15 protein-coding genes are annotated in these 13,371 nt (G+C 62.3%); 5 read left to right on the top strand and 10 right to left on the bottom strand.

Features of this window, described 5'->3' with window-relative positions:
- Positions 1-18: 18 nt before the first annotated feature.
- The 3 genes from lhgO to GIV35_RS14175 form a co-directional block, all read right to left on the bottom strand.
- Positions 19-1,212 (bottom strand): L-2-hydroxyglutarate oxidase, encoded by a 1,194-nt coding sequence (gene lhgO, locus GIV35_RS14185; RefSeq protein ID WP_054898702.1) that lies wholly within the window; start codon positions 1,210-1,212, stop codon positions 19-21.
- A gap of 105 nt (positions 1,213-1,317) precedes the next feature.
- Positions 1,318-2,028, bottom strand: a complete 711-nt coding sequence (locus tag GIV35_RS14180) for a FadR/GntR family transcriptional regulator (protein WP_019816878.1) — start codon at positions 2,026-2,028, stop codon at positions 1,318-1,320.
- Positions 2,029-2,066: 38 nt separating this feature from the next.
- Positions 2,067-3,299: an MFS transporter gene (locus tag GIV35_RS14175; protein ID WP_236264413.1), complete on the bottom strand. Its 1,233-nt coding sequence runs from the start codon at positions 3,297-3,299 to the stop codon at positions 2,067-2,069.
- Between the two features lie 113 nt (positions 3,300-3,412).
- Between GIV35_RS14175 and GIV35_RS14170 the strand changes: the two genes are divergently transcribed.
- Entirely contained in the window at positions 3,413-4,297 is an 885-nt protein-coding gene (locus GIV35_RS14170; RefSeq protein ID WP_213153683.1) for a LysR family transcriptional regulator, read from the top strand.
- Between the two features lie 56 nt (positions 4,298-4,353).
- Positions 4,354-5,031, top strand: coding sequence for a GNAT family N-acetyltransferase (locus tag GIV35_RS14165; protein WP_236264412.1), 678 nt, complete (start codon positions 4,354-4,356; stop codon positions 5,029-5,031).
- Here the strand turns inward: GIV35_RS14165 and GIV35_RS14160 are convergent.
- On the bottom strand, positions 5,021-5,623 hold the full coding sequence (locus tag GIV35_RS14160) for a TetR/AcrR family transcriptional regulator (protein ID WP_236264411.1): 603 nt from the start codon (positions 5,621-5,623) through the stop codon (positions 5,021-5,023). The two genes, GIV35_RS14165 and GIV35_RS14160, sit on opposite strands and share 11 nt — an antisense overlap.
- 72 nt (positions 5,624-5,695) lie before the next feature.
- On the opposite strand from GIV35_RS14160, the gene GIV35_RS14155 reads away from it, so the two are divergent.
- Entirely contained in the window at positions 5,696-6,295 is a 600-nt protein-coding gene (locus tag GIV35_RS14155) for an NAD(P)H-dependent oxidoreductase (protein WP_213153685.1), read from the top strand.
- 1 nt (position 6,296) lies between these two features.
- On the opposite strand, the gene GIV35_RS14150 is transcribed toward GIV35_RS14155, so the two are convergent.
- The 3 genes from GIV35_RS14150 to GIV35_RS14140 form a co-directional block, all read right to left on the bottom strand.
- Positions 6,297-6,686, bottom strand: a complete 390-nt coding sequence (locus GIV35_RS14150) for a hypothetical protein (RefSeq protein ID WP_034127625.1) — start codon at positions 6,684-6,686, stop codon at positions 6,297-6,299.
- A 61-nt stretch (positions 6,687-6,747) separates the two neighbouring features.
- Positions 6,748-8,004 carry a 3-phosphoshikimate 1-carboxyvinyltransferase gene (aroA, locus tag GIV35_RS14145; protein ID WP_105226743.1) on the bottom strand — a complete coding sequence of 419 codons (1,257 nt, stop codon included), beginning with the start codon at positions 8,002-8,004 and terminating at the stop codon, positions 6,748-6,750.
- Positions 8,005-8,139: 135 nt separating this feature from the next.
- Positions 8,140-8,694, bottom strand: a complete 555-nt coding sequence (locus GIV35_RS14140) for a UPF0149 family protein (protein WP_213153687.1) — start codon at positions 8,692-8,694, stop codon at positions 8,140-8,142.
- 184 nt (positions 8,695-8,878) lie between these two features.
- On the opposite strand from GIV35_RS14140, the gene GIV35_RS14135 reads away from it, so the two are divergent.
- Both GIV35_RS14135 and nudC read left to right on the top strand, forming a co-directional pair.
- A complete protein-coding gene (locus GIV35_RS14135; protein ID WP_105226745.1) occupies positions 8,879-9,691 on the top strand; it encodes a crotonase/enoyl-CoA hydratase family protein in 813 nt (270 codons plus the stop codon).
- A gap of 5 nt (positions 9,692-9,696) precedes the next feature.
- Complete coding sequence (gene nudC / locus GIV35_RS14130) at positions 9,697-10,530, top strand: NAD(+) diphosphatase (RefSeq protein ID WP_236264410.1); 834 nt, start codon at positions 9,697-9,699, stop codon at positions 10,528-10,530.
- Here nudC and GIV35_RS14125 read toward each other — a convergent pair.
- The 3 genes from GIV35_RS14125 to GIV35_RS14115 form a co-directional block, all read right to left on the bottom strand.
- Complete coding sequence (locus GIV35_RS14125) at positions 10,498-11,277, bottom strand: TSUP family transporter (RefSeq protein ID WP_003191011.1); 780 nt, start codon at positions 11,275-11,277, stop codon at positions 10,498-10,500. The genes nudC and GIV35_RS14125 overlap by 33 nt on opposite strands.
- 109 nt (positions 11,278-11,386) lie before the next feature.
- A complete protein-coding gene (gene pcsA, locus GIV35_RS14120; protein WP_003191017.1) occupies positions 11,387-12,103 on the bottom strand; it encodes a phosphatidylcholine synthase in 717 nt (238 codons plus the stop codon).
- A gap of 148 nt (positions 12,104-12,251) precedes the next feature.
- The gene (locus tag GIV35_RS14115; protein ID WP_223024359.1) at positions 12,252-13,172 is read right to left on the bottom strand and encodes a class I SAM-dependent methyltransferase; all 921 of its coding nucleotides are present in this window, start codon (positions 13,170-13,172) and stop codon (positions 12,252-12,254) included.
- Between the last annotated feature and the right edge of the window lie 199 nt (positions 13,173-13,371).

Below are 13,371 nucleotides of genomic sequence, written 5' to 3'. Positions count from 1 at the left end.
TGAACGGGCGGTGCGGTCTTACTGGGGGTGGAACAGGCGGTCGGCGATCATCGCGCCGATGGGCATGGCCGAGGTGGCGGCCGGCGAGGGCGCATTGCACACATGCAGCATTCGTGAGGTTTGGGCGAACAAAAAGTCGTGCACCAGGCTGCCGTCGCGCATCACTGCCTGGGCACGGATACCGGCCTCGTAGGGCAGCAGGTCATCGAGGGTCAGGGACGGACAGTACTTGCGGCACTGCTCCAGGTAGCCGGACTTGAACAAGGAGTTCTTCATCTCGGTGGTGCCCGAACCGAGGTTTTGCCAGAGGGTTTTCCAGAAACCCGGGAAGCTGGCGTACTGCGCCACGTCGCGCCAGTTCACCGAAAACTTGCGGTAGTTCTCGCGGCCAAGGCCCAGCACGGCATTCGGGCCGACGGTGACGCTGCCGTCGATCATGCGGGTCAGGTGCACCCCGAGGAAGGGCAGCTCCGGGTCGGGGATCGGGTAGATCAGATGGTTGACGATGTTGTTCTTGGCGGCGGGCAGGCGGAAGTATTCGCCACGAAACGGGATGATCTGATGGTCGATACGGATGCCGGCCAGGCGTGCCAGGCGGTCCGACTGCAAGCCGGCGCACACCACCAGGTGGCGGGCCTGCCAGGTCTCGCCCTCGGTGTTGACGGTGACCGTATCGGTGTTTTCGTGGATGGCAGTGACGGTGCGTTCCAGGCAGATCTGCCCACCGTTGCGACGAATCACCTGGGCCATGGTCTCGCACACCTGGCGGTAATCGACAATCCCGGTGGCATCGAGAAACAAGCCGCCGAGGCCGACGATGTTCGGTTCACGCTGGCGCAGTTGTTCGGCATTCAGGCGCTCAACCTGCATGCCATTGAGCTGGGCACGGGCGTACAGCGCTTCCATGCGTTGCATTTCAAGCGGGCTTGAGGCCACCAGCAGCTTGCCGCACACCTCGAATTTGATCCCGTGTTCGCGGCAGAACTGCTTGGTGGCTTCGGCGCCGCGCTTGCACAAATCGGCCTTGAGGCTGCCGGGTGCGTAGTAGATGCCGGCATGGATCACGCCGCTGTTGTGGCCGGTCTGGTGCCTGGCCAGTACCGACTCTTTTTCCAGGATTACCAGCGACGCGCCGGGTTGGCGCTTGAGCAGCTCCATGGCGGTGGCCAGGCCGACAATGCCGCCGCCGATAATGCAAAAGTCATGAATCATTGCTGGGTACCTAGGCTGTACATTTGAGTCTGCTTATCAGGTTGTCAGACTAATGTTTTTGTTAAAAAAATGGCGTGTCCACGGACACGCTGCAAACAAGGTGGATCAATTCGTGGTGGGTAATTCCAGTTGCAGGCGTCGCGCCGCGGCACGCAGGTGCGCCTCGGCACTGGCGGCGGCGCGCTGGGCGTCGCCGTCGGCAATGGCCTGGTAGAGCTGTTGATGTTCCTGGGTCGCGTCGGCCGAACCGGTGGCAAAGCGCGAGGCCGAGTTTTCCCACGCGGTTTTACGCGCACTGGCCAACTGGCTCCTGAGGAAGTCATGGAAGGCCACGAAGTAGTCATTCTTGCTGGCGTCGGCAATGGCGCGGTGGAATTCCACATCGGCCAGGGCTGCGGCTTCAAAGTCGTCGCGGTTGTCCTGCATGGCCTGCAACGCGCTTTTCATGCGCTGCAGGTCGGCGCTGTCGCGGCGCTGGGCGGCAATCGAAGCGGCCTGGGTTTCGATCCACAAGCGCACTTCGAACATTTGCGCCAGGTCAGGTCGCCGACCATTGGGCTGCGGAAACCGAAACACCGTGCCTGCAGGGGTCTGCGAAATAAACGAGCCCAGCCCCCGGCGGGCGGTGAGCACACCGTCGGCCTTGAGCTGGGCAATAGCTTCACGCACCACGGAACGGCTGACGTTGAGTTGTTCGGCCAGTTGCTGTTCGGTCGGCAGGCGCGACTCCGGGGCCAGTTGGCCGGATTCGATTTCTGCGCGAATGGCGCTGACAACCCGTACGACAAGCGAATCGGGGCGCTGGAGCTCAAGCATGGGAAAACCTTGGTGATCAGGTTGTCAGACAATAGTCGTTACGATTTTAGCTTGTCAACGTTTGTCTGCTTCGCGCTGGCCAGTGAATGTGCGCGTCTCCAGGCGATCAGCACAGCCAGTAACAGCAAACCTGCCGCCATGGCGAAGGTCGCGTGCAAGCCGGCTGCCACCGCCTGGGGCGCTGCATGGCTGACATCCGGGGTGGTGTGGGCGAACACCGCGCCGAGGGCCGATGCGCCGAAAATCAGGCCCATGTTACGCGACAGATTCAGCAGGCCGGACACTGTGCCTCGGCGTGTCGCCTGTATATCGCTCATTACCGCCGTGTTGTTGGCCGCCTGGAACAGGCTGTAGCCGGCTGTCAACACGATCAGCGCCGCGAGATAAACGCCAAGCCCGGACGCCTGCGACAGCAACAAGGCCCCACACAGCATCACACTCAGTCCCACGAGGGTCAGGCGTTGGCTGCCGAGGTGATCGGTCAGGTAGCCCGCCGGTACACCGGTAACCGCTGCGACCGTTGGCCCGACGGCCATGGCCAAGCCCATCGAGGCGGGATCGAGGCCCAGGCCACGGGACAGGTAGAACGGGCCCACCACAAACGTGGCCATGATCACCGCCGACACCAGAACACTCATGACCAGGCCGGCGCGCAACGGCGCATCGCGCAGGGGCGCCCAGAGTGTATCGCCTGGCGAAGCTTCGCGGGCGTTAGCATCCGCCGGCAAATAACGGTAGGCGAGGGCGGCAGCCACACCCGCCAAGGGCAAGCCGATCAGAAAGAGCGCGCGCCAGCTCCACAGGCTGAGCAATACTCCGCCGACACTCGGCCCCATGGCCGTGCCGAGTGCCGACATAGTGCCGAGCAGGCCCATGACTCGGCCCGTATTCGCTTTCGTGACCGTGTCACCGACCATGCCCAGGGTCATCGCCATCATGATCGCTGCGCCCAGGCCCTGGCATGCCCGTGCGCCGATCAGCCAGGACAGGGTTGGCGCGGCGGCACACCCGGCGCAGGCCAGGGCAAACACCAGCAACCCGGCCAGCAGCAAGCGCCGGCGCCCCAGACGGTCGCCCAGGCGCCCGGCGCTGACAATCACGGCGGTGATGGCCAGCAGGTAGGCGAGCACCACCCACTGCACGGCCTGAAACGATGCCCCGAAGGCGTGCGCCAGGCTGGGCAGGCCGACATTCGCGATGCTGGTGCCCAGGGCGGCCAGCAACATGGACAGCGACAAGGCCACCAGGCCGCCGCGTGTGGAGGTTTGCATGCGCGTTTCCTTGAGTGAATGCACCTGTCGCAAATCTACGGCGTCGCCTAAGATGGCGGAAGACGCATGGGTTGCAGGTTATAGCTGCATCCAACGCCTGATAAGGAGCCCCCATGCCCGACCTCAATTTACTCATCACCCTGGACGTGTTGCTTGCCGAAGGCAGCGTCGCTCGCGCCGCCCAGCGCCTGCGCCTGAGCCCTTCGGCCATGAGCCGGGCCCTGGCGCGTTTGCGCGCGGCCACTGGCGATCCGCTGCTGGTACGTGCCGGGCGCGGCCTGGTACCGACGCCCCGGGCGTTGCAATTGCGTGAACAGGTCAGCCAATTGGTGCAGGACGCCCACGCCGTATTGCGCCCGGCAAACACCCTGGACTTGGGTGAGGTGGTGCGCACCTTCACCCTGCGCACTAGCGAGGAGTTCGTCGAACGCTTCGGCCCCGCCTTGCTGGCGCGTATCGCCCAGGACGCCCCAGGGGTGCGCTTGCGTTTCGTGCACAAGAGCGACAAGCACAGTGCGCTGCTGCGCGACGGTGTCGTCGACCTGGAAACCGGTGTGGTCGATGCCGGCGCCAGCCCGGAGGTGCTGACCCAGGCGCTGTTCCGTGATCGCCTGGTGGGCGTGGTGCGCGAGGGCCATGCTCTGAGCCGCGGCCCCTTGAGCGCAGCGCGTTTCGCCCAGGGACAACATGTCTACGTGTCGCGGCGTGGGCAGGACCGTGGCCAGATCGACGAGGCCCTTGAGGCGCAAGGTCTGGTTCGGCAGGTCGGCATCGTGGTCGCCGGTTTCAACACGGCCATCGCCCTGGCGCGTGATACCGACCTGATCGCCAGCGTGCCTGAGCGCTATATCACAGTGCCGCCTCGAGGCTTGCACTGCTTTGAGCTGCCGGTGACATTGCCGCCATTTACCGTGGCGATGCTGTGGCACCCGCGGCAGGACGCCGACCTGGCCCATCGCTGGCTGCGCGCATGTTTGCGCGAGGTGTGCGGGCCATGATCGGCGCGCAACAGTTACAATCGCCGCTGCCTTGACGCGAAACCCCAGGAATTTGCATGTTCAGTCTTACCCGCTACACCACGCCGTGCCCCGAACCGGTCAACAGCCAGATCCTGCAGATGGTGGTGGACAACCTCACCGATATCAGCAGCGTAGCGCTGGCACCGAGCAATCTGCTCTACAGCATCTACCAGTACGCCATCGGGTTTGAGGTGCACCTGTACCTTGAGGCGTTGAATGGCGAAAAGGGCATCGCCGTCGAGTTGGTCGTGGCGATGGAAGACGAGACGGTGGTGGGTTTTTGCCTGTATCTGCCGGTGAAGGATGATCCGCACGCGTGTGGCATTGCGTTTATGGCGGTGCAGGCCGGCTTTCGTCGCCAGGGTGTGGCACGCAGCATGATGGACGAAGTGTTGGCGCGTTATCCCCACGCCGAACTGGCCTGTGCGGTAGAGAAGGTTGCGGTGTTCGAAGCCATGGGTTTCCAGGTACGCGGTGCGCGTGGCACCCAGGTCGTGATGAACACCCGCAACTACGGCACCGATGGGTTGATGGGCGTGTTGGATGTGGCCTCAATCTACAGCTCGCTGGAAGTGCGGCAGATCCACACCTACCTGCTGCAAAAACACGGCAAGCGCGCCATGGTCGACGCAGAGAAACAGCGTGATCGGCATCTGGACCAGTTGACGCGCAAGGCGCAACTGTTCGTCCAGGGCCGTCTGCCTACGGCCTGACGCGCATGACCATCGCGAGGATAGTCTCCAGCAGCTCCTGCTGAGCTTCCTCGCGGTTGATCTCGCCATTGGCCGCCGCATGGGACAGGGCTTCCGCCGCGCCTAGCATGGCGCGCAACCCGGCCTGGGAGATGCTGCCGCCGGCGGTGAAGGGCGACAGCGCGTCTCGGCATTTATCGAGAAAGATCGCCTCGTATTCGCGCTTGGATGCTTCCAACTCCGGCGAACCGCTCAAGGCGGCAATCACCCCGGGTATTTCCCGCCCTTGCAACAACACACAATCGACATACGACGACGCGATGACCCACGCACGCTCCTCAAGGGTCGCGTTGCTGGTGGCGATGGCATTGGCAAACACCTGGTCCTGGCGTTCGTCGAAGTCTGCATACAGCGCGGCCAGCAACCCTGCGCGTGTAGCGAAGTGGTCGTACACCACTGGTTTGGTGACGCCCGCCAGCTCGGCCAGGCGGCCCAGGGTCAGTGCGTCGGTGCCTTCGTCACGCACTAATTGCCAGGCCACGTCGAGTAACTGGCGCAGGCGATCTTCACGGGACAAACGACGACGTGGGGCCGGGGATTCATTGCTTGACATGCTTATATACCAAAAGTAACTTATTCGACGTAACTTACTAAAAGTAGATTAAGCCGAAACGGAGTCAAAGTCATGCACGCACTGATCGTCGTTGCTCATCACGACCCGCAATCCCTCACCCACAGCGTGGCCGCCGAGGTGGGCGCGGGCTTGACCGCCTCTGGCCACACCTTTGAAACAGCCGACCTTGCCGCTGAAGGGTTCGATCCACGCTACACCGTCGCCGACCATCGGGTGCACCGTACTCGGGCGACGCCGCCAGCCGACGTGGTGGCCGAACAGGCCCGCATAGATCGCGCCGACGCGCTGGTGCTGGCGTTCCCCATCTACTGGTGGTCAATGCCAGCGTTGCTCAAGGGTTGGGTCGACCGCGTATTCGTCAATGGCTGGGCGATTGATTACGGCCCCGATACACCGGTGCAGAAGAAACTCAGGCATTTGCACGTGCATGTGCTGGCCCTGGGGGCGGCTGACGAAAGCGCCTTCGATCGACACGGTTATGCCAAGGCCATGAATACCCAGATCGACTACGGCATCTTTGATTATTGCGGGGCGCGGGTACTCACTTCCGAGTTGTTGTTGGACTCGGAAAGTGGCACGGCCCAGGCGCATTTGCACAAGGCCCGGACCGTGGGGCAGGGGTTGTTTGAGCGTGAGGCCGTCGCGGGATAATTCAAGCGTCGCGAAACAGGTCGTGGGCGTCGAGCAAGCGGTAGGCAATCTCTGGGTTTTTCTCCAGGCCACGGCGAATGGAGGCGGGGATCGACTGGCGGGTCTTGCGGCACATGCCCGGCAGTTCGTCGATGACGATCTGGATCCCGCGCATGCTCTTGACCTCGGTATGCCCGGGCGCGATGTGTACGCGGATGCCCAGTTGGTCGTACATCCGCTGTTGCAGGTGTTCGAGGTCTTGCAGGCTCTTGAGGTTTTCCAGGCGCTCCAGCAGGATTTTTTCCTGCTGTCGCGTCAGTTGCAGAATGCGCAGATCAGCGCCGGGGGCTTCCAGCAGTTGTTCACGGTTGCAGACACAGGCGCCGGGTGGGCAGGGTTGGCGAAGGGTCATTGACGCTCCCGGCAAGGTTCAGTTGTAGGAGCGAGCAAGCGCGCTCCTACAGGTTTGTGTGTCAGTAGCTTAAGTGAACGCCCAGGCTGGCCAGCGCTTTCCAGTAGTCAGGGTAGGTCTTGGCCACGCAGTCCGGGTCTTGAATGCGAATGCCCGAGACTTTCAGCCCGGCCAGGGCAAAACACATGGCGATGCGATGGTCGGCGTGGGTGTCGATCAGTGCGGTGCAGGCGGTGCCAGCCAAAGCGGGGTCGCTGGCGACCAGCAGGTCATCGCCCTCGATGGTCGCCAGGCCCGGGCGAATTTCGTTGAGGCCATCGTGCAGCGCCTGCACGCGGTCACATTCCTTGACGCGCAGGTTCGCCAGTTCAGTAAAGCGCACCGGGGTATTGTTGAATGCGGCGAGCACCGCCAGGGTCGGGATCGCATCCTGCATTTGCGACCCTACCACCGTGGCCTGCATGTTCGGGTATTGTGCGATCACGGCCTGGGCCTTGGCGTCCGGCTGGGTGAAGTCCTGCGCGGCTACACCAATATCGATACGGCCACCGGTCAGCACCTCTGCGGCCCACAGGTAAGTGGCGGCGGAAGCGTCGGGTTCGATCAGGTAATCATGTGCGGTGTAACCAGTGGGAGCGACACGCCAGGTGGTGTCGTCCACGGCGTCGACCTGGGCACCGAACGCACGCATGCAATCGAGTGTCAGGTCTACATAGCCACGGGCGCCGATGTCCTTGCCGGTCAGCGCCACTTCAATCGGCGCTTCGCCGCACGCCGCCAGCATCAGCAGGGCCGATACGTACTGGCTGGACAAGCCTCCGTCAATCTCAAAACGCCTGGCCTGGACCTTGCCCGCGCCATGCACCGTTACCGGTGGGCAACCGGTGGGGCTGTCGACCTGGATGCCGTTCTGGCCCAGGGTGGCCAGCAGCGGGCCGATCGGGCGTTTTTGCATGTACTCGTCACCGTCCAGTACCACGGTGCCTTGCACGGTGGCGACGGCGGCCGTGAGAAAGCGCATCGCGGTGCCGGCGTTGCCGAGGAACAACGGCTGGGCCGGCAATTGCAGCGAGCCTTGGCTGGTGACGACAAAGGTGGTGTCGTCCGGCTCGTCGATGGTGACGCCCATCTGCCGCAGGGCGACCGACATATGGCGCGTGTCATCGCTTTTGAGCGCACCGCTCAAACGGCTGGTGCCCTTGGCCAGTGCCGCCAGCAACAGCGCACGGTTGGTAATGGATTTGGAGCCGGGGGGCGCGACCTTGCCAGTGAGGGGGAAGTTGGGCGGTGTAACGGTCACGGTTTTCTGCGAACTCAAGGTACAAGGCTCCTGGTCAAGGCAAGGTGGTGTGGAGTGGCCGGGGCGTGCGGACCCGAATCATCAGGCAAACACGCCATGCTTGTCGAGTGAGTGGGTGATCTGCGTGATTTATTGGCATGCGCTCCTACTGCCTTAACGCTGGCTCAACCAGTAGTCATGCAGCGCCCGCGCAGCCGGTTCGATTTCGCTGACCTGCAGTTGATGGGCGCTTACATCCAGGTCTGCCGGCAGTTCGAAATTGTCCTGTTCGGCGCAGCAGGAAATCCGCTCCAGTTGCCCGGCTTGTACAGCGGGCAATGGCGGCCAGTTGGCGATTGTCACGCCGCGCACATAACCAAAGCACCATTCCTCGGCAAGGGTCACCGCCTGGCCTTGATGTTCTGTTTCATCGAAACGGGGTTTGAATGCCTGGGCATCAAGGGCCAATTGCGCGGCCAGGGTATTCATATGGCGTACACACAGCTCGAGAAAAGCCTGGGCCTCGTCCATGTTGTCCCATTCAGGGTTTTGCCCGCCCCAGATCGCCGGGAACCACTCGGCCACATCCACCTTGGCCGGGCTGGAAACCAGGGCGGTGAAATAACCGTCGAGTTCGGCCATGTTCAGCACCGAGTGGTCTTCGCCGTATTTGAGCAAGGTGGCGTCAATGAATTCGAAATCGGCGGGAGCGAGGGGTTGGGCGTGCATGGCATTTCCTTAAAACGTCGAGCGCCGCGCACAGCGCGGCTTAAAGCGCAAAGGATGGCCTGTGCATCGGGTTTTATCCAGCGTCTTTTCCCTCACCGTGGTCAGTCCCGTTTTTGGCCGATGCGCCGTGGCGCACCCTTGATATAGTCTGGCCTTTCTCAATCGCCAGTCAGGGATCACTGCCATGTCCGAATACCAAGCCTTCGTTGTCGAACTCAGCGGCAACGTTGCCCATGTGCAGATCAATCGCCCGGAAAAGATCAACGCCATGAACGCGGCGTTCTGGACCGAAATCATCGACATCTTCCAATGGGTCGACGAGACCGACGCCGTGCGTGCCGTGGTGCTCAGCGGTGCGGGCAAGCATTTTTCCTCGGGCATCGACCTGATGATGCTGGCCTCGATCGCCAATGACTTTGGCAAGGACGTGGGTCGCAATGCGCGCCTGCTGCGCCGCAAGATTCTCGAGCTGCAAGCCTCGTTCAACGCCGTGGACGCTTGCCGCAAGCCCGTGCTGGCGGCGATCCAGGGCTACTGCATTGGCGGTGCCATCGACCTGATCAGCGCGTGCGACATGCGCTACGCGGCCGAAGACGCGCAATTCTCGATCAAGGAAATCGACATCGGCATGGCCGCCGATGTCGGCACCTTGCAACGCCTGCCGCGCATTATCGGCGATGGCATGCTGCGTGAGCTGGCCTACACCGGTCGTCAATTCGGCGCCGAAGAAGCGCGCAGCATCGGCCTGGTCAATCGCGTGTTTGCCGATCATGAAAGCCTGCTGGCGGGTGTCATGGACCTGGCCCATCAAATCGCCGCCAAGTCGCCGATTGCCGTGACCGGCACCAAGGCCATGATCAGCTACATGCGTGACCACACAGTCAATGACGGCCTGGAATACGTTGCCACCTGGAACTCGGCTATGTTGCAATCCAACGACCTGCGCGTGGCCATCGCGGCCCATATGAGTAAGCAGAAACCCGAATTCGTGGATTGACTGACATGACCCCAGGCTGGATTACCACAACGCTGCTGGACAACGACGCCCCCGGCGGCTGGGCCGTCGCCCGCAGCCGCGAAGGCTTCTTACACGACACCAACGGGCCGCTGTTCCCGCGTGAATGGCTCAAGCGCCAGGACCTGTCGGTGTTTGCCGAACACGGCATCGGCCACCTCGACGGCGAGCCGGTGTACCTGTTGGAACTCGACTCGCCGGCTGATGTGCCAGGGGGCAGTTGGCAGGGCTTGCGCGGCTTTATGCTGCAAGGTGATCACACCCTGTACAAGGTGCTGGGCTACGCCGCGCAGATCGGTACCTGGGCGCGGGAGCACCGTTTTTGTGGCAGTTGTGGCCAGGCGATGGTACAGGTGCCGAGGGAGCGGGCGATGTATTGCCAGGCCTGCGACCTGCGCAGCTACCCCCGGATCTCACCGAGCATGATTGTGCTGGTGACCCGTGGCGATGACATCCTGCTGGCGCGTTCGCCGCGTTTTGTGACGGGGGTCTACAGCACCCTGGCCGGTTTTGCCGAGCCGGGGGAGTCCGCCGAAGACTGCCTGATCCGTGAAGTGCGTGAAGAGGTGCAGTTGGAGGTCAAGAACATCCAGTACATGGGCAGCCAATGCTGGCCGTTCCCTCACTCAATGATGCTGGGCTTTCACGCCGAATACGCCGGGGGCGATATCGTGTCCCAGGCCGACGAGATCGAGGACGCGCAGTGGTTCAATATCCACGAGCTGCCGCCGTTGCCGGCGTCACGCTCGATTGCGCGTTACCTCATCGACCTCTACGTGGCCCGCCGTTTAGGCCACGCTGAACCAGTGCTGCCAGGCTAGGCGCACGGTCAGTCCCAGGACCACGGTGATAAACACCGGGCGAATGAATTTGGCGCCGCCGCTGATCGCGCTGCGTGCGCCAAAGAACGCGCCACACATCACCGACACCCCCATCGCCAGGCCGACAATCCAGTCCACCGAACCATTGATGATAAACACCGTCAGCGCCGCCGCGTTGCTGACGAAGTTCATGCTGCGCGCTACGCCGCTGGCCTTCACCAGGTCGATGGGGTGCAGCAGCATCGTGCTGACCGTCCAGAACGCCCCCGTGCCGGGCCCGGCCACGCCGTCGTAGAAACCCAGGCCAAAGCCCTGGGTGGCTTGCCATTTCTTTTTGATCGGTGCCTCGGCGTCCAGTGGCGCCTTGGGCGTGCCACCGAACAGCAGGTACACACCGCAGGCGAAGACGATCACCGGGAGCATCTTGTTCAGGGTTTCGGCAGGCAAGTAATGGGCGACGACCGCGCCGGTCAGTGCACCGATCAAGGTACCGACGATGGCGTGCACCCATTGGCGTGGGTGGAACAGCTTGCGCCGGTAGAAGGTAAAACTGGCGGTGGCCGAGCCGAAGGTGGAGCTGAGCTTGTTGGTGCCCAGCACCAGGTGCGGCGGCATACCAGCGGTGAGCAGGGCGGGCGTGGTCAACAGACCGCCACCGCCGGCGATGGCGTCGATAAAACCGGCGATAAAAGCGACAACGGCCAGGATGGCCAGGGTGGTGAGGTCTACGCTGAGTTCGAAGGGCATGGGCAGGGCTTATTGTTGGAGGGCCGCAGAAGGCCAGCATCTTACTGCGATGTGACTCAAATGTGGGAGGGGGCAAGCCCCCTCCCACATTTTTTACCGAGCCCGCTTGTTATTTGTGCGCGCCCAGCCATTCCACGGCCGTGCGCCAGATGCAGATACCCAGGAAGTAGGCCGACATCAGCGACCACAGGCCAAATGTCCAAGGGTTGGTGTTCGGGTAATCCACCACCATCAGGAAGCTGCACAGCAGCCAGATGGTGGTCACCGCGATGTTGATCGGCATGAAGCGCTTGACCCGGAACGGGTGCAGGAACTTCATCGGCGTGACGGTCAACAGCGCCAGGCCGATCACGGTCAGCAAGGTGACCCACGCATCCGGCTGGATGATATAGACGCACAGGGCAACGACGTTCCAGGCGGCAGGGAAGCCGACAAAGTAGTTGTCCTTGCTCTTCATGTTCACGTTGCAAAAGCAGAACAGCGACGACACCAGGATCACCGACACCGCAAACAGGTGGGTGAAATCAGGCAGGTCGATGTAGCGGTAGATAAACAGTGCAGGAATGAACACGTAGGTGAGGTAGTCGATCACCAGGTCCAGCACCGAGCCGTCAAAGCTGGGCAGCACCGTGCTGACATTCACCCGTCGCGCCAGCGAGCCGTCGACGCCATCCACCACCAGTGCCAGGCCCAGCCACAGCAGGCACGCCTTGGGGGAGTTTTCCAGCAGCGCCAGGGTGGCCAAAAAGGCCAGTACCACACCGGTGGCGGTAAAGCCGTGGGCGCCCCAGGCTTTGAGTCTGGCTACATGCAGGGTCGATATCACGGGCGGTTCTCCAAAAGGTCAAACGGGGCAGCCGACAACGTAGCGCCGTCGAGTCTGGCCAGGGAATGCAGGTATCGACCGGGAAGGGGAGGATAAGGTTCACCGCCCGGTGTATCCGTTAGCGTAGCAAGCGTAGGCTGTTTCGGCATCAGCCCTGACGGAACACCAGGGCCTTTAGCCCACTCTGTGGGTCAATGTCAGGAAATTCCGGTGGGTTTTCCAGCCGCTGTACAAACCGCAGGCCCGGTGCTTCGCGGGTCACGCCGTCGATCAGGAAATCTTCGCCGAAGGCCGGATCGTTCATGCATGCCAGCACGGTGCCGTGGGCACTGAGCAAGTCTGGCAGGCGGCGCAGCACGCGCTGGTAATCCTTGGTCAGCAGGAAACTGCCTTTCTGGAAGGAGGGCGGGTCGATGATCACCAGGTCGTAAGGGCCGTTGTTCGTCACCTTGGCCCAGGACTTGAACAGGTCGTGGCCCAGGAAACTCACCCGACTCAGGTCGTGCCCATTCAGGCGATGGTTGTCGCGGCCACGGCTTAAGGCCCCACGGGCCATATCCAGGTTCACCACATGGTCGGCGCCGCCTTCGATGGCGGCCACGGAAAAACCGCAGGTATAGGCAAACAAATTCAGCACACGCTGGCCCTGGGCCTGTTCGCGCACCCAGTTGCGCCCGTAACGCATGTCGAGAAACAGCCCGCTGTTCTGTTTTTTACCCAGGTCGATCAGGTAGCGCAGGCCGCCCTCGGTGATGGTCAGCTCGTCGATGGCGTCGCCCACCAGCCATTCGGTGGTGCTTTGCGGCAAGTAGCGGTGTTGCAGGGCCACGGTATGCACGCCGAAACGGCTCCACTCGATCTGCAACAGTGTGTGCTTCAGGGCATCCAGGTGCTCGGTTTCTTTGAACAAAGCAACCAGTATCACCCCTTGCAGCCAGTCCACCGTCAGTTGTTCCAGGCCCGGCCAGCAACGGCCACGGCCATGGAACAGGCGCCGGGTTTCCGCAGGCGGGTCAGCCAGGGCAGTGAGCAAGTGGGCGTGCAGGGTAGCGAGTGCGTCTGGGTTCATCGTTAAGCGTCAGTCATCGGGCGGGCGGCATTTTAAACACAATTGGGTGGGAACTGGCTTGCCTGTGATGACCATAGGTATCTACACAACTTTGTAGGCTGTAGCAGCCGACGGTAACCACGATGCGAAGCGAGACGCTCTTGATCTTGATCTGCTTTTGATCTTAGGCGCCCCGTTAAACCACGCTGGCCGGAATTCG

The organism is Pseudomonas sp. PA-1-6B, from assembly GCF_021609545.1.
GTDB classification, from domain to species: Bacteria; Pseudomonadota; Gammaproteobacteria; order Pseudomonadales; family Pseudomonadaceae; genus Aquipseudomonas; species Aquipseudomonas fluorescens_BV.
The sequence above is the reverse complement of the archived record's forward strand: the minus strand, read 5'-3'. Positions and strand labels throughout refer to the sequence as shown.

Excerpts from the sequence above, each read along its gene's own strand:
- lhgO (WP_054898702.1), bottom strand. The coding sequence starts at position 1,212 with ATGATTCATGACTTTTGCATTATCGGCGGCGGCATTGTCGGCCTGGCC.
- GIV35_RS14180 (WP_019816878.1), bottom strand. The coding sequence starts at position 2,028 with ATGCTTGAGCTCCAGCGCCCCGATTCGCTTGTCGTACGGGTTGTCAGC.
- GIV35_RS14175 (WP_236264413.1), bottom strand. The coding sequence starts at position 3,299 with ATGCAAACCTCCACACGCGGCGGCCTGGTGGCCTTGTCGCTGTCCATG.
- GIV35_RS14170 (WP_213153683.1), top strand. The coding sequence starts at position 3,413 with ATGCCCGACCTCAATTTACTCATCACCCTGGACGTGTTGCTTGCCGAA.
- GIV35_RS14165 (WP_236264412.1), top strand. The coding sequence starts at position 4,354 with ATGTTCAGTCTTACCCGCTACACCACGCCGTGCCCCGAACCGGTCAAC.
- GIV35_RS14160 (WP_236264411.1), bottom strand. The coding sequence starts at position 5,623 with ATGTCAAGCAATGAATCCCCGGCCCCACGTCGTCGTTTGTCCCGTGAA.
- GIV35_RS14155 (WP_213153685.1), top strand. The coding sequence starts at position 5,696 with ATGCACGCACTGATCGTCGTTGCTCATCACGACCCGCAATCCCTCACC.
- GIV35_RS14150 (WP_034127625.1), bottom strand. The coding sequence starts at position 6,686 with ATGACCCTTCGCCAACCCTGCCCACCCGGCGCCTGTGTCTGCAACCGT.
- GIV35_RS14140 (WP_213153687.1), bottom strand. The coding sequence starts at position 8,694 with ATGCACGCCCAACCCCTCGCTCCCGCCGATTTCGAATTCATTGACGCC.
- GIV35_RS14135 (WP_105226745.1), top strand. The coding sequence starts at position 8,879 with ATGTCCGAATACCAAGCCTTCGTTGTCGAACTCAGCGGCAACGTTGCC.
- nudC (WP_236264410.1), top strand. The coding sequence starts at position 9,697 with ATGACCCCAGGCTGGATTACCACAACGCTGCTGGACAACGACGCCCCC.
- GIV35_RS14125 (WP_003191011.1), bottom strand. The coding sequence starts at position 11,277 with ATGCCCTTCGAACTCAGCGTAGACCTCACCACCCTGGCCATCCTGGCC.
- GIV35_RS14115 (WP_223024359.1), bottom strand. The coding sequence starts at position 13,172 with ATGAACCCAGACGCACTCGCTACCCTGCACGCCCACTTGCTCACTGCC.